An 18053-nucleotide genomic window follows, 5' to 3' on the forward strand; every position below is an offset into this window, starting at 1 on the left:
GGCCCAACCGGAACCCAACACGTGGAAACGCTGGGCAGACCAGCCGCTACAGGCTGCCCAATCCAACGGCCGTCCCCCGGACCTCAGCCAGAAGATCACCCTCAGACCACATCGGTGGATCGAGGCTAAGGCGGCGACCTCCACCCGACCAGGATCATGGCCACCTCCTTCACGCTCTCCCAGACGGGCGTGGTCGGTCAGCCGGTCTGGCATCCCCCACTGTGCGCCGACTCGCTCCGCACTGCACTGCGCATCGAGCACGTCGGTCGTGGCCGGGTGAACGCGGTCGGTAATCGTAGTGGTGCGATCCGTGTTCGTCGAGGTCGCTGCGTATGTTTCGCGTCAATGACCTGGCCGACACCCGGAATACGTACGACGCTGAGCACAGGAACGTTTCCAGTAGATGAGGAGCCCGCCGTGCGCGCTCGTGACCTGGCGGTCGAATACGAAACGGTGAGCGTCGACAGCGACGCCATGGACGCGGCCCGGTTGATGGCCGAGCACAAGCTGCCCGGTCTGTTGGTACTCGACGAGCGGGGTGAGCCGAAGGCGATCCTGCCGGCCTCCCAGATGATCAAGGTGCTGGTGCCCGCCTACGTGATCGAGGACCCCACCCTTGCCGCGGTCGTCGACGAGAAGCACGCCGACCGGCTCTGCCAGGCGCTGACCGGCCGTCGCGTCGGCGACGTCCTGTCCAGCCAGGCGGCCCCACCGCCGATCGCCGCCCCGGACGACACCGCCCTGGAGGTCGCCGCGCTGATGGCGCAGGTGCGCAGCCCGCTGGTGGCGGTGGCGGAGAAGGCGAAGGACGGTACGCATCTGCTGGGTGTGATCACGGCTTCTCACCTGCTGCACGAACTCCTCGGCGCAGCGGGAGTGGTGAGTCCCAAGTAACCGCGTCCGGGCCCTGCGGCGCGCAGGGCTATCCCATGCTGGAGGCCCGGAGGACTGCACGGCACAGCTCGCCGTCGATCCGCCGCCCCAATCGCTCCAGCACCGGCATGCCGCACCGCAGGGTCCCCCGCTCCAGGGATCGGCGTGCGCCTTGATCCAGTTGGTGCCACAGCAACGGGTTGGCGATCAGGACGCGTAGATCCAGCATCAGCCGCCCGCCGGACGTATCCGTGAGAATCACCCGCTGGCTGACGCCTTCGGACATGCGCACCGTCACGAGGCGGTCCGTGCGCACCCGGCGGTGGGTCACGAGCCCGCGTGCGTCGAGTCCGCCGTCAGCCGCGCTCACTCGCGGCGGCGTCAGGATGATCAGGAGCAGCACGGCGAGCACGGCCCACCATCCGGCGCGTACGGCGGTGAACCGCACGAGCCCCCAGTCGAGCAGTACCAGTGCCCCGAAGAGCAGTACGCCGCAGAGCACCGCGCTGCGCAACTCCCTTGCCCAGTAGCGGTCATGGATCGTCCGAACGGCATCCACACGGGTACTACCGCCCACTGAGGCGCGTTTCATGATGTGCCGTCCCATACGAGCCACATTAGGGACGGCACCGGCTTGTGTCTTCGGCTGTGACAAGCCTGGTTTCGGGCTGACCGGTCAGCCGACGGCGCCGACGGTGCCGACCTCGAGTACGGCCACTACGTATGCGCAGATGGCCCCCACCTGAGCGAGGAACACGAGCCCGGTGTGAAGGACGAGATGCCCGGGCCGCCCAGTCCCGAGGTAGGCACGGGCCGCCCGGCTCACCCGCGGACGCCGCCGCGTCTGGTCACCTGGCCGGCGTTCGAGCGCCCTGTTCAAGGCACGCCGCCCGGCGGCGGAGGTGATGCCGAGCCGTACCCTGTGGGCGTCGCGGACGAGGAGGGCGCGATAGGCGCTGCCGTAGAAGAACGTCGTGCGCAGCCGGACGCTGGTGATGTGGTTCAGGTCGATGGAGAGCGCACACCGGTGAGGGTCCGTGCGGTCATCACCGTCGCCGAGCGGCGCGTCGGCGGGCGTTCCTCGCACAGTTCGCAGAACAACGGCAAGCCGAGAGGACCGGCCACGAGCCCCAGTGCCGTCCCGCTGGGCGCAACTCGAGGCCACAGATGGCGAAGGGCAGCGCGAGCAGCACGCCCGTACCCGCACGTGCCCGTCGGAGGGCGACGACCGCGCCGGTCACCTTGCGAGGCAGTGGTACTGGATGGGCGCGCGGCACCTCACTGCTCCCCGTTGCCGGGCGCCGGGCGGGCCGCGTGCCGGGCCGCCGGGTTGGCGATGAGATGGCGTGGGTCGGCGACGCGGTTGATCGCGGACTCGATGGCCGCGATCCGGTCGGCGAGCAGGCCGAGGGCGGCGACGGCGCGAGTGAGGGGGGCGCTCTCGGGGCCGCCGAGGGTTTGGGTGCGAACGTAGGCCGCCTTCAACCCGGCCCAGCGCGCGGTCTGTTCGGTGGTGAGCGTGCCGCGCAGTTCGGCCAGTTTCAGCAGATTGGACTCGGCTCCGGTAGTGAGGGTCTGGGCCTCGGCTGTGTAGTGGTCGTCGATCAGCGCGGCCAGTTCAGTGTCGTTCATGACCGGCTGGATGCGCTGGGCGATCTTGTTCATGTTGCGGTACGAGCCCTGGAGCTGGAAGGGCGGCTCGGTGCGGGTGGTGTCGGACTGGGCCGCCGAGGCGATGTAGGCCGCGTTGACCGCCAGGACCGTCTCGCGGGCCGTCAGCAGATGGCCGAGTACCGCCCGGATCCGCTCCAGCTCGGCGGGCGCGTAAGGGTGGGTCAGCCGGTCGGCGCGGGCCGTCGTGTCGCCCTCGGCCAAGCGGATCAGCAGGTCGAGGTCCGTGCGGTCGCGGCCGGCGAGCGGGGCAAGGACCGGGTTGGACGTCAGGGCGTTCTCGACGAAGCTGACCGCGAAGGCGTCCTCCTTGCCGGTCAGGACGTCGCCGAGGTTCCACACGTCGGCGCGGTTGGCGAGCATGTCGGGCATGCGGAAGCGGCTGCCGGACTCGGTGTAAGGGTTGCCGGCCATGCAGACGGCGAATCGCTTGCCCCGCAGGTCGTACGTACGCGGTTCGCCGTCCCGCACGCCCTCGATGCGGCGCGTGGCGTCGCACAGCGGGATGAACTTCTGCAGCAGCTCGGGCGAGGTGTGCTGGATGTCGTCCAGGTACAGGAGGGTGTTGTTGCCCGCCTCCAACGCGAAGTTGATCTTCTCGACCTCCTGGCGGGCGGTCGCGTGCGGGGCCTCCGCCGGGTCGAGGGAGGTGACGGCGTGGCCCAGCGCCGGGCCGTTGACCTTCACCAGGATCAGGCCGAGGCGGTCGGCGACGTACTCCATGAGTGTCGTCTTGCCGTATCCGGGCGGGGAGATGAGCAGGAGCAGGCCGCTGGTGTCGGTGCGCTTGGAGTCGCCGGTCGTGCCGAGTTGTTTGGCGAGGCTGTCGCCGAGCAGGGGGAGATACACCTCGTCGATGAGCCTGCTGCGGACGAACGCCGACATCACGCGTGGCCGGTAAACCTCCAGGCGGATCCGGGTGCGCTCGGCGGTCACCAACGCCGTGCGGCGCCGCTGATAGGCGCGGTGAGCGGGGATGGCGTGGGTGCGGAACTCCCTTGTGCGGGCGAGGAGTTGGTCGATGCGGACGGTGAGGGTGCGGCTGCTGATGCGCGGATGGGTGCCGAGCAGGCCCTCGACGGCCTCGGTCACCGGTGCGCCGGACTCGTAGCGGGGCAGGTCCGGGCAGAGTTCGGCGGTCACCGCCTCGGCCAGGTCGCCGGGGGTGAGGTCCGTGCCGGTGGAGGTGGTGTACGACGTCAGCCACGCCTCGACCAGTTGCTTGCGGGCGGTCAGGTCGGGGAGTGCGGCGAGGTCGTCGTCATAGGCTGAAGTGCCCACGGTACGGCGGAACTTGTCGAGCAGTGTGCGGATGTCCCTGTTGATGACGAAGCCGTCGGGGCGGGTCGTCAGCTCCTCGAAGAGGTACGCGGCTGCGCCTTCTGCGCCGATCGCTTCCGCCAGCTCCCGTTGCAGGTCGGCGATGGCCGGCGTCAGGCCGAACGTGTCCCGGGCCCGGGCCAGTGATACCGCACGCCGGGTCCAGCTCGCGCGCGCCTCGGCCGTCGTGCCGTGTGCCCAGAACAGCTGGGCGGTGGCGCGGGCGGCGGGTTCGTGGCGGAGCAAGCCGGCGCCTTCGTACAGACGCAGCAGTGCGGTGAGGATCAGGGTCGCGTCGTGGTCGTGGATGCCGCGCTCGTACCCCTCGTCGTATGTCTCCTCGGCCGCGCGCCGGACGAGCGCGGGCAGCTCGGCCTCCGCGAGCACCCCCGGGCCGTGGTCGTCGAGCAGCCGGGCGGCCAGGTGCTCGGCGCGGTAGACCTCTGGCGACTCCGACGGCAGCGGGCGGTCCCAGTACGGCCGGGTGGCGGCGAAGTCGGGGTCCGTGATCGGCGCGCGGTAGTCCGTGCCGGTCAGGGCGAAGGCGAGCGTGTCGCCGTGGGGGACCAGGGTGAGGTCCAGGGGCTGGGTGTTGACGGCGAAACGGTGGGCGCCCAGGCGGATGGTGCGGCCGTCGTCGGTGTACAGGTCGGTGCGGTCGCGCAGGGCGCGCAGAGCCTCCTGGCGGGCGGACTTGAGTCGACCGTCCAGCTCCTCCGCCCTTACCTGGTCGCCGAGTTCGCGCAGGTCGTCGGCGATGCGGCGGACCTTGGCGGGCATCGGGTCGGAGGCGAAGTACGCGGCGACAGCGTCCGCGTCGGCGAGCGTGGCGGCACGGCGGGCGACCGTCTGCAGGACGCGGGCCGCCGAATCAGCCAGTCGCTCGGCCCGGCGCGCACGGGCGTCGGCCAGAGTCTGCTTGCGGGCCGAGAACGCCTCGTGGACCTCGTCGCGCTTGTCCGCGAGCTCCCCGAGGAAGTCATCGAACTCGGCGAACCGCGACTCCAGGTTCTCCACCTGCACGAGCATGCGGGCAAGCTGCTCGTCGCACGCCTCGGGGCTGTCGGCGACCGCGAGCGCACCGATGACCGCCTGGCCCAGCAGGGCGAACTCGGCGGCGAACTCGGCGCGGCCCTCGCGGTCGAGAAGCTCGCGGCGGCGGCCGTCGAGGGTGGCGCGGGCGCGGTTGACGCCGCCGAGGACCTCGGCGATCCGTTCCAGAATGGCGGTGCGGACCGTGGCGTCGCCGATGTCGAGGCCGCCGACGACCTCGGTCACCGTGCTCAGCCCGTCGGCGAGTTCGTCGAGACGGCGGACGACGGGCTCGGCCTCGGCGACGGTGGCGATCGACTCGGCGTCGGTGACGAGCCGCTCGATGTCGGCCTGGTGGCCGGCGAAGGCGTCCTCGCGGGCGAGGTGGGCGACAGCCCGCCGGCCGAACGCGGCGAGGTCGGACTCGACGTCGGCGGCGAGTTCGTCGATGCGGGCGGTGTCCGCGTACCGCATGTCCTTCAGCGTGAGCAGGTGGCCCTGGGCGTGGCGGAGTTCGGTCAGGCCGGTGACCCAGGCAGCGGCGCAGCGGGGTGCCTCGCCGCGCAGACGTCGTACTACTCCGGCGACCCGCGCGGCGGCTTCGGCGAGGGCGTCGGCGGCCTGGCGGGTGAGGGCTTGGACCGTCTCGAACTCGGCCAGCACCTGCGCGGCGGTGGTCCGGACCTGCTCCAACGGGTCCAGCAAGTCCCCGAGTTCGTCTTCGCCCAACCAGTGGTAGGAGTCCGCTGCCCGGACGCAGGCAGCGGCCAGTGCCTCGTACACCTCGCTCGTCGGCTTCGTCTCGGCGACCGCGTGCGTGAGGGACAGACAGTCGGAGATGCCGCGCACGAGGTCGGCGTTGCCGACGCGGGCGAGCGGGCCGGTGCCGACCGGCTGGGCGGCGGCGTGGGTGTCGGAGACGTACGGGGAGTTCCACAGTTGGAGTGGGTGCACGCGCTGCGGCTCGTCGCCGTCGGCGCGCAGGACGACGAGCGAGCCGTCGTCGAAGAGGGCCCAGCCGTGGCAGGAGATCGGGGTGGCGGCTTCCTTGCGGATCAGGTTGTACGGCAGGAGCAGGCTGCTGCGGCCCTCCACGCGCGCGTGGAACGCGTACAGCACGTCCTCGCCGTTCGGTGAGCGCACCTCGCGCTCGAACTCCAGGTCCGTGGTGTCGAGGTCGTACGTCTTGTGTGCACCGGTGGCCAGGCAGTAGCCGCCGGGGAAGACGATGCCCTGGTCCTCCGGCAGGCGGCGGCAGGCCCGGCCGATGCCGTCAAGACGGACGACCCTCCTGGTGAGGGTGTTGAAGACCAGGTAGCGGTGGACATCCTCCTTGTAAGGGAGGATGTCCAGCACGATGAGGGTGCCCACGCGCGCGTACGCGATGTCCGCGTCGGCGAGCGACTGCAGTGGCTCGTCGACCGGCTCCGCATAAATCCCCTCGCCCGTCTCGGTGTCGTCCTCGACCTTGACGGTCAGAGTCCCGCCGACCGTCTCGACGAAGACCTCACCCTCGATGGAGACGTGCGGGTGGCGGCCCAGGACATGGTCCTCGCGGGTCGTCTGCGTCCAATCGAAGTCGTGGGAGGGCGGGAAGACATGGTCGCGCTCACCGCGGGCATCCAGGAAGGTCGCCCGGCCGTCGTCGGACACCGCCCAGCGCAGGACACGGATGTCGTCCGCCTTGTCTCCCGTCTGAAAGACGGCGAGCAGCTTGCCGTCGACGCGGCGGAGCTGAAGGAGGCGGGTCTGTCGGTAGTAGCGGTGAAGAGCCCCGAACTCCCGGACGAAGCCCAGGTCGTCGAGCAGTCCGGGCACGGCGTCGTCGGGCAGCCGGTGCAGATCGCGGTCGTACAGGGTGAAGACGTCGCCGACGTCCGTCTCCTGCTTCGCGGCGGAGAGCGCGTTGTGGCCGAAGAGCACCACGTCGCCGACGGCGACGATGTCGCGCGCCACGCTCGTGTGCTCGGTGCGCAGCCGCTCGGTGCCGGCGAGTTCGAGCCGCGTCGAGCCGAACTCCGCGGCACGGCGTGCGTTGAGCGCCTCGGCGCGGCGGGCGAGCTCGGCGGCCTGCGCGGTGAGGCGGCCGCGAAGTACCTCGTACGTGCCGGTGTCCAGGCCGGTGGTCATGGGTCCCTCTCAGGAGGTCGGAGAAAACGCGGTCCGGAGCTGCCGTCCCCTCGTGCGGCAGCTCCGGACCGCGGGTCGGTCAGCCCTTGGCGCTGCCGTTCAGGGCGGTGAGGGAGGTGTCTGCAAGCCCCAGCTCGCCTGCCTTGTCCAGCAGTTGCTGGAGCTGTCCGGCGTTCGCGCCGCCGCTCTTCATCAGCTTCATCAGCAGGGCGGAGACGGTCAGGTTCTGCACGTCGGTCGTGGAGAACGAGCCCAGGACGCGGCTGAGGTCGTCGGTGAAGCTGGAGCTGCCGTCCAGCCAGGGCTTCGCGAGTGCCTGGACCGTGTCGGAGTGCTGGACGAAGCCGTCGACGCCCTTGCCGAGCGAGATCGAGGAGACGAGGCGGTCGAAGAAGACCGACTCGCCGCCGACGATGTTGATGTCGGCGTTCTCCAGACCGGTGGCCAGCACCGTGGCCTGTGCCTCGGCGACCTGCTTCTGTACGTCGAGCCCGGCGAGCCGGATCTCCTTTTCCGCCTCGAGTCGCAGCCGGTACTCCTCGTGGCCGCGGGACGCCTCGTCCAGGGCGGCCATCGCGGCGGCCTTCTCGGTCAGGCCGGCCGCTTCCGCTTTCAGCTTCTCGCCGATTCCTTCGGCTTCGGCGAGAGCCTTGGCCCGAGCGCCCTCCGCCTCGGCCCGCATCCGAGCCTCGGCCGCCTCGGCCTCCGCACGGCCGGCCTTCTCGATGACCTCGGCCTCCTTGTCCCGGACCTGGACGGCCGCCAGCCCCTCGGCCGCGGCCTCGGCCTGGACACCCTCGGCGAGCCGCAGCTTGGCCTGGGCGTCGAGGTCGGCGCTCTTCAACCGGGCCTCGGCGAGAGTGAGTTCCTCGGCGGCGCGGTGCACGGCGGCCTGCTCGGCGGCTTCGGCGACCTTGATGTCCTTGACCAGCTTCTCCTGCGCCTCGGCTTCGGCGGCGATGATCACCGTCTGGCGGCCGCGCTCGGCCTCCTCGACGGCGCGCAGCTTCTTGATGGACTCTTCCTGCTCGGCGACCGTACGGTCCACCGCCACCCGCTCCCGGATGACCTCGGCGATCTCCCGCTTCTCCGCCTCGACCTCCTTGGAAGCCGAGATCCGAGTCAGCTCCGTCTCCCGCTCCCGGGCGATGACTTCGAGGAGGCGGTCCTTCTCGATGCGCTCGTTCTCGATGGCGATGACCCGCTCGCGGTTCTTCTGCGCGACGGCGACCTCGCGGGCCTGGTTCTCGCGCTGGATGCCGAGCTGCTCCTCGGTCTTGAGGAACGCGCCCTGCGACCGCAGCCGCTCCTCTTCCATCACCCGCGCCGTCTCGGCCTCCTCGCGGGCGCGTACGGTGTCGATCTCCCGCTTCTGCTTGATCTCGGCGTCGGCCTGGCGGCGCTCCAGCTCCAGGATGGCCTCGCGGGCGTCGACGTTCTGCCGGGTGATCTCCTTCTCCTCGGTGCGCCGGTACTCGTTGGTGCGTACATGCTCGATGGCGGTCAGCTCGGTGATCTTCCGGATGCCCTGGGCGTCGAGGACGTTGGCCGGGTCGAGCTGGGTGAGCGGCGTCTGCTCCAGGTAGTCGATCGCCGCGTCCTCCAGGTGGTAGCCGTTGAGGTCGACGCCGATGACCTCGATGATCCGGTACCGCAGTTCCTCGCGCTTGGTGTACAGGTCGGTGAAGTCCAGCTGCTTGCCGACGGTCTTCAGCGCCTCGGAGAACTTCGCGTGGAACAGCTCCTGCAACGTGTCCCGGTCGCTGGCCCGGGCCGTGCCGACGGCCTGGGCGACCTTGATGACATCCTCGACGGTCTTGCTGACCTTGACGAAGAACGAGATGCGGATGTCGGCGCGGATGTTGTCCTGACAGATCAGCCCGTCCCGGCCGGCCCGCGTGATCTCGATGGTCTTCACCGAGATGTCCATCACCTCGGCCTTGTGCAGCACCGGCAGCACAACCTGCCCGGTGAAGGTCACGTCGACCTTCCGCAGCTTGGAGACGATCAGTGCCTTGCCCTGCTCCACCTTGCGGAACAGGCGGGAGACGACGAACAGCAGGGCGACCGTGGCGAGCAGGACAGCGGCGACGGTCACGCCGATGCCCACAGTGGTGGCATCCATAGGAAATCCTTGAGGTCTGCGATGAGGTGACGCCTTGACAGCGAGGCGAGGCGGCCCGCGCGGTCGCGGACATGTGCGTGACAGGCGTGGCCCAGCGGTTGCACCGCGGGCGGACGATTCAGCTGCGGGCGCGGCGACTGCCGGGGTCGAACGGAGTGCCGTTCGCCAAGTCCTGTTGTCGCGGTCCAGATTCGTGGGGAAACAGCTTGTTGAGCGGACCCGCGAGAGTATGTGTCACCGACCAGGCGACGAGCGCGGACAACGCGAGCAGCGTGACGCGGGCCAGGGCAGCGCCGAACCCTGTCACGCCGATCCACTCCATCACGAGCATCCCGGTGAGGCTGACGAGCCAGCCGCTCACCGTGACGACGGAGGCGGCGACGGCGACCGGTGCTCCTCCGAACACCCTGGCCAGCGCCGGGGCGTCGGCATCGAAGTCGCGTACACCGGCCCGGCCCAGCAGGACCAGGAACCAGAAGCAGAGCACGACGACCAGAGCAGAGGTGAAGATGACGGTGGGGAACTGCGCGGCGGCGTCGATGACCTCCAAGATCCCTCACCCCCAAGTCTCGCCGCAGTGTCCGGGTATCCGTGGCCGTTGCCGGGGCCGAGCACCCCGGCACAACCGTGTGTGCGCCAAGGCCATTGTGAACTGGCGCTGTTCCTCACCGCATTGCCGTGTTCCGGCAGTCTTGACGTCTCGTTGATGCCGGACTGCGATAGCCAGGCGTGCCGACGGTGACTACTCATGCGTGGTGATCAGTTCCGGTCACGGCGGTGTGCGCTTTGCTGTCGCTGTCTCGTTGATACGGCATCGGGGGAAGGAGAAGGGGGCCGACGCGGCAAGTTCGCCGCTGGCTCGGCGAGCGCGGCGACGCGGAGACCACCGAACAGATGGGTTCCTGACGAACCGGAACACCAAGGAGAACGCCTGGAACCCGGCAACCAAACCGAGCCCGTCACTGCCTAGCCACCCAACTGGCCCAGCATCCGTCGGACAGTCACCCTTGGCGCATGGCTCGCTTTCAGCACACCGTGACACTCGCCCCCGTCCCCCGACGCTGGTTCGAGTCGTGCGTCGTCACACTCCACGACCTCGCGGAAAGCATCGAAGCCGATGGTGCGCGGCTACGGCTGCCCGACGGACGAAGGCTTCCCGAACTGCTCCTGACCGAGGGGAGCCACCTGCGACCCGGAGCCCGCTACCACCCCGAGAACGACGACGGGAGTGGACCGGACATCGACCAGACGCTCACGATCCTGGCCTGGGACCGGAAGCGGGAGACGGCCTTGGAACTCGTCACGCTCGACGACGAGCTCGACGGCCCCGGCCACATGGCCTGCACGCTGCGGCTCACGAGCGCCGAACGGCCGAGTGATGCGAAACTCTCGGTCAAGCTGGAGACAGGCGGCGGTAGATGGACGAAGTACGCCGAAGGCAGCGGACGCCTGCACCTCGACCTCGGCAAGTGGTGGGCGTCGGCGGCGGGCAGCGGCCGCCGGACGACGGCACCCGTGACCGCCAAGCTCGACCATGCACTCGCCCGCGCCACGGTGGCGGCCGTCCCGCGCCCAGCCGGCGACGGATGCTGGCGTGTCACCGTCACGATGCGTGTCACGGGCCGCTCCTTCGTCCGTCTGCTGCTCCCCCTCGCCATGACGGTCATGGGACGACGGGCACGCGGGGCCTTCGCCAAAGCGCTGGACGACGCGGCGAAACAGTGGAACGACCAGGTACCGGAACTGGTCCGAAAGGATATGGAGCAACTGCCTCTGGAACTCGTCGAGTCACTGTTCGGCATCGATGAGGAAGGGACAAGCCCCTCGCTGGGCACATGAAGGAGATCCCTGCAGTCGCTGGACGACTACCTCGTCCCTCGGCTCAGGCCGCAAGGTCCCGCCAGATACCTCCGGCCGGACCGCTGTGCCCCCGCTTCATGGGGGGCCTCGTCAGCGTGCCGTCCCCGAGCTGAAGTGCCGGTGCGGGACCGCCCCGCACGGTTCTGCCCAGCAGGACCACCAGAATCCGGCGACCACGACGAGCGCGGTGGTGAACGCGTCCGTGGGAAGTCGACGGCGGCGTCGGCGATCTCGTGTGACCTCGCCACCTGCATTGCGTCGTCCGCCATCCTGGGGAACTCCGCCAGTACCTCGCCTCGCGTCGCCGCGCGCAGTACGAGAGCACCCCGGCGTGGCCGCCATCGGCTGGTCGGGCGGTGCGTGCGCGTGCGTGGTGGCCGAGGTACGGAGGCAATCAGGGCACGACTGTGCCGAGAACGGTCCGTGACCCCGACGTGGTGAGCCGCAGCATCGGTGCATGGCTCAGAGCAAACGGAGAGTCTGTCGATGCTCGTGGTGCTCTCGGTCTTGCCGGGCTCATGGCCTGGCGATCGGAGTTCTCGTCCGGCGGGAACGCCGACGGCTCGGGACCAGCCCGGAGGCGCAGCGGATCGAGGCGGCCGCCACCCGGAGTATTCGCGAGACGCGGCGCCGCCGCGCCCGAGCCCTCCACCACCTTGGCGGGGCGGCGGGGATCGGCCGCCTGGACGACGGAGATGTGACGCACTGACGACAGCGAGCCGGCGGAGGCCAGGCCGAAACACAGAATCGAAGATCGCCTCCCAAGCACGTCTCGCCGCCTTGAACGACTTGTCACTGGGCCCGGGTCCAGCGGGGTAACCAGCGATGCAGCGCCTGCCGCCACGATCGCCGGAGCGATCCCATGAGGTGGCAGCACAAGGGGCCGTCGTGGGGCAGAGCGACGGAGGTCTCGTGGGTCATCGCCAGGAAGAAGACCCGCCCGTCCCGGCTCTGCAATGTTGTGCTCCACCGGTAGCCGGGGCGAGGGGCGAGCAGGGAATGAACGAGTTCGCGTCCCAGCCCCGGTTGTTGCTGGGTGTCGCAGACCCAGATATCCAGGATCCGCCCTGCACAGCACGTCGGGAAGGCGCGGAAGCGTAGCCGCCCAATGACCGACCATCGTCGAGCAAGACGATCTCAGCTGGTGCCCTCGCAGCGGCGGCGGCAGGCCCGTTCGACCGCGTAGACGGACCCACCCGGATCACCTCTCCCAGAGTGAGGCACGCGCAGGCGCGACCCGCCAGTTCAATGATGTTCACCGTTCCGGTTCTCCGCCTTGTCCGCTTCCGGCCCGGTGGACAGGTGGACGAGGTGGGCGACGAGTGCCCCGGCCAGCAGCGCCCACGCCACGGAGGCGATCCCGGCTGCCCGCCAGCCGACGAGGGAGAGGAGCACAGCCACGGTGGCTCCGGCAGTCATCGGTCTGCCGTGGGCAAGGAAGCACCACTGCCGGCGTGCGCTTCCCGGGTGGCGCATCTCCACCAGCGCGGTTCGGATCACCAGTATGGCGACGACAGTCACGGGTGCCATCAGCGATGTGTCCATGCGCATACCTCTTTCCGGTCCAGGCGGCCGTTCCCGTGGAGGCTCCGGCAGACGACAGGTCAGAGCGCGAAGTAGCGCAGCCACACATAGCCGAGGGCGATGGCCACGGTGACGAAGGTGACGACAAGCCCGTACTTGGTGAACTGCCAGAAGGAGATGGGCTGTCGGTTGCGTTCGGCGATACCGAGGACGACGACGTTGGCGCTGGCGCCGATCGCGGTGGCGTTGCCGCCCAGGTCGGCGCCCAGCGCCAGGGCCCACCACATGACGTGGTCGCTGCCACCGCCCATGTTCTGGACGAGGTCGCTGGTGATGGGGGCCATGGTGGCGACGTACGGAATGTTGTCGACGATGCCGGAAAGGACGGCGGAGGCACCCAGCAGGGTGATGGTACCGCCGAGTTCGTTGTCACCGATCGCGTCGGCCAGGGACTTGGAGACCTCGCCGATCACGCCGGTCTCGATCAGGCCGCCGATCATGATGAAGAGCCCGGCGAAGAAGGCCAAGGTGGGCCACTCCACCTCTTTGAGCACGTCACCGGTCTCCGCCGAGGAGACAGCGATGAGTAGTCCGGCGCCGAGCAGGGCGACGACGCTCGGCTCGTAGTGCAGCACCGGATGAAGGACGAAGCCCGCCACGACCAGCGCGAGCACGATCAGGCCCTGAACGAGGAGCCGGGGATCGCGAATGGCCTCACGTTCCTCCAGCTCCATGATCTCGGCAGCACGGTCCTCGTCGTAGACGAAGGACTTGCGGAACATCACGCGACATATTAGGACGAAGACGACGACCAGGATCGCCGAGATCGGGGCGAGGTGGACCAGGAAGTCGTTGAACGTGAGACCGGCACGGCTGGCGATGATGATGTTGGGCGGGTCGCCTACCAAGGTCGCGGTGCCGCCGATGTTCGAGGCCATGACCTCGGCGATGAGGAACGGGGCGGCGGGCAGGGCCAGACGCTCGCACACCAGCAGCGTCACGGGTGCGATGAGCAGGACCGTCGTCACGTTGTCCAACAGCGCCGAGGCGACCGCCGTGATGACGACCAGCATGGCCATGACCCGGAAGGGTTTGGCCCGGGCGCGCTTCACGGACCAGATCGCCAGGTACTCGAACATGCCGGTCTTCTTCAGCACGCCGACGATCATCATCATGCCCAGCAGCAGGAAGATGACGTTCCAGTCGATGCCGCTGTGTTCGGAGTAGAAGGCCGACTTGTCGTCTGTCGCCCCGATCGCCAGCATCAGGGCCGCGCCGCCGAGCGCCACGGCGACGCGGTGGATCTTCTCGCTGATGATCAGGGCGTACGCGCCGACGAAGACGACGACGGCCGCCCAGCTGTGCCAGTCGTTCACGATCCTCCGATGAAGTGCTCCAAAAGGGCGGCCGCGGTGACCGCGCCGACCAACGTGGCCTTGTCGCCGTCGCGTTCGACGACCGCGACGATCGGGGTGTCCTTGCGCGTCATCAGCGCGGCGATCTGCGAAGGCGGAGCGTCCGGGCCGACGACGGGGGGCGTGATACGGCCGCGCGGCAGCCACTCAGTCACCGTCCGTCCGGTCATCGCCTCCCTGGCCTCCTCGTCGAAGTGATCGTCGACCACGGCGGTCAGAACCGGCTCTTCCCGCATGTACCAGGGCAGCAGGGCGCCGATCATGCGAGCGGACGACACGACTGCGTACGGATAGTCGTCCCGGTCGAGGACCAGCAGTGCGGGCAATTGTTCCCGTACGAGCAGGCGGGCCGCGTCGAGCGCGTCGTCGTCCGCGGACACGGTGGGGTAAGGGTCGGCCAGATCACGTGCGCGCATCGGCGTGGGGCTCCTTGGGCTGTGCTTCGGTGTCCTCGCGCCCGGCCGGGATTCCGGCCAGCTCGTCGACGTCGAAGGCGCGGGCGATCGGCACGTCCGTCGAGCTGTGCGCGATGATCGAGAAGGCGATGCACACCGCTATCAGCGTGAACGCCTCTTCCGCCCGTGGGATACCGGACTGCAGGACCAGCAGGCCGTAGACCACCGACGCGAAGCCCTTCGGACCGAACCAGGCCGCCACGAGCTTCTCCTTGCGGGAGAGGCTCGTACCGATCAGCGAGAGCAGCAGCGAAGCCGGCCGGATCAGTACGATCGCCAGGACCACCGCCACGTAGCCGCCGAACGACAGGTCGCCGAACAGCTGCGGGGTCAGGAGCGCGCCGAACACCAGCAACGCCGCGAACTTCGCGAGCTCAGCCAGAGCCTCGCCCAGTGGCTCGAAGGACTCCTTCGCCTCCGGGGATACGTGTACCAGCGCCGCGCCTGCCGAGAATGCTGCCAGGTACGGGTTGGCGTGGGTGAGGTGGCACACCGCGTGCAGGATGATCCCGGTCGCCAGCGGCAGGAGCGGCTGCAGCTTCAGCTCCGCGCCGAGCAGACGGAAGCGTACGAGGGCGCTGACCATCAGCGGCAGCGCGACGCCGAAGACCAGACCGAGCAGCAGCTCCAGGGCGATTTTCGAGCCGGAGGCCTCCGCGCTGTCCGCGGTCGGACCGGCGGCGGCGATCAGGATGAGGACGACCGGAAGGGCCAGCCCGTCGTTGATGCCGCTCTCCACGTTCAGCAACTGCCGCAGCTTCGCGGGCACTTCCCTACGTCCGACGATCGCCGAGGCGAACACCGGGTCCGTCGGCGCCAGGACTGCTCCGACCAGGAACGAGGTCGTCCAGTCCAGGCCCACCAGGAAGTGCGTGATCAGGGCCATGAAGACAAACGCCAGCGGCATGCCCAGACCGAGGGCACGGGCGGGGTTCTTCCAGTTTGCCCGCAGCTTGGGCAGCGACACGTGCATGCCGTCGGTGAACAGCACCGCGAACAGCGCAAGATCGGCCGTCACGGCGACGATCTCGCTGTCCGGCGTGATGTGGATCAGCCCGAGGAACCCGTCACTGACCAGGGCTCCGCCGACCAGGAAGAGGAAGGAGGTGGAGAGCACCGTCCGTGCCGCCAGGCCTGACAACAGCACCGCCACCAGCAGCGCCGCACCGAATACCGCCACGAGCACCATGACGGACCCCCGATCGGAAGAGAGAATGATCCCTTGTTCGCCGACCAGGCTTCCCGGCACACCGCCGGGAACCCTACATGCCCTTGACGCATTTTTGACAGATCGCCAATAGGCACAATGGGCTGCGTGAGATTGCCGGATTCCGGCAGTGGTGTCGATCGGGCAGGGATCGAAGCCCGTAGATCCCGAGCGATCCAGTCGTCGGTCGCCCCAGGCGTCGGGCCCGGCGACCATCACCCCCAAGAACGTGGCCTGATCGGCAAGATTCTCGAAGAGCTCCTGAACGCGGAACCCACCTGTGCGAAAGATCGACTTCAGCGGGGTGACCTACCTCAGCACTGACGGCGGCGGGTGTTACGCATAGCGCTGTGCTCGGCTCGGGTGCGCGGCACGCGATCAGGCGAGCGCGACGGGCGCCCTCGCCGCGGCCTGTTCGGTCTCCGTCGTACTGGGCGGCGGTCAGACCGTTCACTTCCTTCTGTACCGGCGGCGCCTGCGGCAGTGGGACAAAGCCTGGGCAGAGGCTGACGCTCGATGGGGAGGGAAGACCGTGTGCCCGCGGCCCGCTCCGGGCGCCCGGCGCAAACTCACCGAGAGCGGTAGCCCAGCGATGCTGACCAGACCGGCGACAACCGGCTCGGGATAATGACACGATGCTTGGGTGGCGCGGCTCTCCGCCTACGGCAGAAGGGCGGAGGCCGGTCCTGGAGCGCCGGGAAGTCTGGTCGGCACAGTGCCTGAACGCGACGAGGGAGCAGGCTGTGTCCGCGATCCAGAGCGCCCTGCGCCGTGCGATGAGTGTCGAAGGTGTACTGGGCGCCGCGATCGTCGACTACATCAGTCGCATGCCGCTCGGCACCATCGGCAACCCGGCAGGTCTCGACCTTGAGGAAGCCGCTCAGAGAGACGCCGATGTCGTACGCGTGAACCTCTCTGCGCTCGCTCAGCTGGGCTACGAACCCAGGCGGGTCGAGGACATCCTGATCACTCTGGACACCGAGTACCACCTTCTGCGTCCCCTCGCTCGCAGGGTTCACGACGGGCTGTTCATCTACCTGGTCCTGGACCGCGACCTGGCGGATCTGGACGCGGCCCGCAAAGAACTCCAAGACCGGGAACGTCGCCCTCAGTGCGGACAGCGGCAGGGGCAGAACCCCCTTGATCTGTGCGGCGTCGATCGCGATTGCCGCGGCGGCGCGGTCCTGGCCGAGCAGCTTCTGCGCGATCATCCCACCGAACGAGTGACCGATCACGATGGGCCGCACGGGCAGGGCCGCGATCAGGGCCGCATAGTGCTCGACGACGTCGTCGATGCCGTAGCCGGCGATGCTCTCAGGGTTTTGGCGCGCCTCCTCGACGGTGTCGGGGTCGCCGGGCCACCCGTGCGCGGATGGGGCGTAGCCCTCCTCGCGGAACAGATCGATCCACAGTCGCCAGGATGTGCTGTGCAGCCAGAGTCCGTGGACGAAGACCACGGGACGCGTGACGGTCATGGCTGGCCCTACTTTCTTGTCTGGGTGTCCTGACCGGGCAGTGCACACGAAACCGGGAACCCCGGTGCTCTCGCACCGGGGTGACACCCCAGTCGTTCAGCGGTGGACGCCGAACGGCCCGAGGACACCCGCGTCGATCCGCAGGGACTCCAGCAGCGTCCACGCGTTGTCCCGCGTAAAGACGTCGGCAGCGGCCAGGACGCCGGTGTACTTCGCGGCCACCGGAGCGGCCGCGGTGCCCGCGACCGCGTCGAGGAAGGTCTTGAAGATCGCCCACGAGTTGCCCTGGGCACCGTACTTGGCGAAGAACGGGCTCGGGTCGACCGAGGTGATCGCCGACCGCGTGCTGTCATCCAGATCGTTCATCGGAATTCTTTCGGATACCTCCGGCTTCAGCCGGGGGAGGAAACGAAATCCCTGCGGAGCAGGGCAAGGGGCTGGGATGCGACGCAAGGGCGGATCACAGTGCCCTGACCCGCAGGTTTGATCTCTCCTTGCGGTCTGGCTGGTTTGTGCGTGTGGTCGTGAACCATGTGAGGCGGGCGTTCAAGTACCGCTTCTGTCCCGGTGATGCGCAGGCGGCGGAGCTGTCGCGCACGTTCGGGTGTGTGCGGAAGGTCTACAACCTGGCGCTCGCCGCCGGTACGCAGGCGTGGGCGCGGCGGGAACGGGTCAACTACAACGCCACCTCGGCCATGTTGACGGCGAGGAAGAAGACCGAGGAGCTGGCGTTCCTGAACGAAGTGTCGTCGGTGCCGTTGCACGCGGACGCTGTGGCACTCGCAGACCGCGTTGACCCACTTCTTCGGCAAGCGGGCGAAGTATCCGCGTTTCAAGTCGGATGGTGTCCCTCGTCGTGGTGTACGGGATCAGCGGCCGGGAGTGCGCGGGCATCTGCCCGGGGCGCACTTCCACGGGTGACTACCGCTCCCTGAACAGGAGGCGGGCCACCGCGTAACTCTCCTT

General features: G+C 68.8%; 13 protein-coding genes and 1 pseudogene. 3 read left to right on the forward strand and 11 right to left on the reverse strand.

Features of this window, described 5'->3' with window-relative positions; genetic code table 11:
- Positions 1 to 417 precede the first annotated feature (417 nt).
- Complete coding sequence (locus ACTWQR_RS53170) at positions 418 to 894, forward strand: CBS domain-containing protein (protein ID WP_443234576.1); 477 nt, start codon at positions 418 to 420, stop codon at positions 892 to 894.
- 28 nt (positions 895 to 922) lie between these two features.
- On the opposite strand, the gene ACTWQR_RS53175 is transcribed toward ACTWQR_RS53170, so the two are convergent.
- The 5 genes from ACTWQR_RS53175 to ACTWQR_RS53195 form a co-directional block, all read right to left on the reverse strand.
- A complete protein-coding gene (locus ACTWQR_RS53175) occupies positions 923 to 1480 on the reverse strand; it encodes a hypothetical protein (RefSeq protein ID WP_443234577.1) in 558 nt (185 codons plus the stop codon).
- 69 nt (positions 1481 to 1549) lie between these two features.
- On the reverse strand, positions 1550 to 1960 hold the full coding sequence (locus ACTWQR_RS53180; RefSeq protein WP_443234578.1) for a hypothetical protein: 411 nt from the start codon (positions 1958 to 1960) through the stop codon (positions 1550 to 1552).
- A gap of 191 nt (positions 1961 to 2151) precedes the next feature.
- Positions 2152 to 7026: a DNA repair ATPase gene (locus ACTWQR_RS53185; RefSeq protein ID WP_443234579.1), complete on the reverse strand. Its 4875-nt coding sequence runs from the start codon at positions 7024 to 7026 to the stop codon at positions 2152 to 2154.
- A 79-nt stretch (positions 7027 to 7105) separates the two neighbouring features.
- Positions 7106 to 9151, reverse strand: coding sequence for a flotillin family protein (locus tag ACTWQR_RS53190; protein ID WP_443234580.1), 2046 nt, complete (start codon positions 9149 to 9151; stop codon positions 7106 to 7108).
- 118 nt (positions 9152 to 9269) lie between these two features.
- On the reverse strand, positions 9270 to 9701 hold the full coding sequence (locus tag ACTWQR_RS53195) for a hypothetical protein (protein ID WP_443234581.1): 432 nt from the start codon (positions 9699 to 9701) through the stop codon (positions 9270 to 9272).
- Between the two features lie 464 nt (positions 9702 to 10165).
- On the opposite strand from ACTWQR_RS53195, the gene ACTWQR_RS53200 reads away from it, so the two are divergent.
- The gene (locus ACTWQR_RS53200) at positions 10166 to 10990 is read left to right on the forward strand and encodes a hypothetical protein (protein ID WP_443234582.1); all 825 of its coding nucleotides are present in this window, start codon (positions 10166 to 10168) and stop codon (positions 10988 to 10990) included.
- A 1266-nt stretch (positions 10991 to 12256) separates the two neighbouring features.
- Here the strand turns inward: ACTWQR_RS53200 and ACTWQR_RS53205 are convergent.
- The 6 genes from ACTWQR_RS53205 to ACTWQR_RS53230 form a co-directional block, all read right to left on the reverse strand.
- The gene (locus ACTWQR_RS53205) at positions 12257 to 12556 is read right to left on the reverse strand and encodes a hypothetical protein (RefSeq protein ID WP_443234583.1); all 300 of its coding nucleotides are present in this window, start codon (positions 12554 to 12556) and stop codon (positions 12257 to 12259) included.
- A gap of 59 nt (positions 12557 to 12615) precedes the next feature.
- On the reverse strand, positions 12616 to 13911 hold the full coding sequence (locus tag ACTWQR_RS53210) for an SLC13 family permease (RefSeq protein WP_443234584.1): 1296 nt from the start codon (positions 13909 to 13911) through the stop codon (positions 12616 to 12618).
- Positions 13908 to 14366, reverse strand: a complete 459-nt coding sequence (locus ACTWQR_RS53215) for a CBS domain-containing protein (protein WP_443234585.1) — start codon at positions 14364 to 14366, stop codon at positions 13908 to 13910. Before ACTWQR_RS53215 ends, ACTWQR_RS53210 begins: the two co-directional genes overlap by 4 nt.
- Positions 14353 to 15594 carry a cation:proton antiporter gene (locus ACTWQR_RS53220; protein ID WP_443234586.1) on the reverse strand — a complete coding sequence of 414 codons (1242 nt, stop codon included), beginning with the start codon at positions 15592 to 15594 and terminating at the stop codon, positions 14353 to 14355. The genes ACTWQR_RS53215 and ACTWQR_RS53220 overlap by 14 nt, the downstream gene beginning before the upstream one ends.
- A 587-nt stretch (positions 15595 to 16181) precedes the next feature.
- Positions 16182 to 17087: an alpha/beta hydrolase gene (locus ACTWQR_RS53225; RefSeq protein WP_443234587.1), complete on the reverse strand. Its 906-nt coding sequence runs from the start codon at positions 17085 to 17087 to the stop codon at positions 16182 to 16184.
- A gap of 96 nt (positions 17088 to 17183) precedes the next feature.
- Positions 17184 to 17453: a hypothetical protein gene (locus ACTWQR_RS53230; protein ID WP_443234588.1), complete on the reverse strand. Its 270-nt coding sequence runs from the start codon at positions 17451 to 17453 to the stop codon at positions 17184 to 17186.
- 146 nt (positions 17454 to 17599) lie between these two features.
- On the opposite strand from ACTWQR_RS53230, the pseudogene ACTWQR_RS53235 reads away from it, so the two are divergent.
- Positions 17600 to 17945, forward strand: a pseudogene (locus ACTWQR_RS53235) (helix-turn-helix domain-containing protein); the annotation flags it as partial.
- Between the last annotated feature and the right edge of the window lie 108 nt (positions 17946 to 18053).

The organism is Streptomyces sp. 2A115 (genome assembly GCF_052245575.1).
Taxonomy (GTDB): Bacteria; Actinomycetota; Actinomycetes; order Streptomycetales; family Streptomycetaceae; genus Streptomyces.

Bases quoted from the DNA above. Each gene is read 5' to 3' on its own strand.
- ACTWQR_RS53225 (WP_443234587.1), bottom strand. From the start codon at position 17,087: ATGACCGTCACGCGTCCCGTGGTCTTCGTCCACGGACTCTGGCTGCAC.
- ACTWQR_RS53185 (WP_443234579.1), bottom strand. From the start codon at position 7,026: ATGACCACCGGCCTGGACACCGGCACGTACGAGGTACTTCGCGGCCGC.
- ACTWQR_RS53230 (WP_443234588.1), bottom strand. From the start codon at position 17,453: ATGAACGATCTGGATGACAGCACGCGGTCGGCGATCACCTCGGTCGAC.
- ACTWQR_RS53205 (WP_443234583.1), bottom strand. From the start codon at position 12,556: ATGGACACATCGCTGATGGCACCCGTGACTGTCGTCGCCATACTGGTG.
- ACTWQR_RS53220 (WP_443234586.1), bottom strand. From the start codon at position 15,594: ATGGTGCTCGTGGCGGTATTCGGTGCGGCGCTGCTGGTGGCGGTGCTG.
- ACTWQR_RS53175 (WP_443234577.1), bottom strand. From the start codon at position 1,480: ATGGGACGGCACATCATGAAACGCGCCTCAGTGGGCGGTAGTACCCGT.
- ACTWQR_RS53215 (WP_443234585.1), bottom strand. From the start codon at position 14,366: ATGCGCGCACGTGATCTGGCCGACCCTTACCCCACCGTGTCCGCGGAC.
- ACTWQR_RS53190 (WP_443234580.1), bottom strand. From the start codon at position 9,151: ATGGATGCCACCACTGTGGGCATCGGCGTGACCGTCGCCGCTGTCCTG.
- ACTWQR_RS53200 (WP_443234582.1), top strand. From the start codon at position 10,166: ATGGCTCGCTTTCAGCACACCGTGACACTCGCCCCCGTCCCCCGACGC.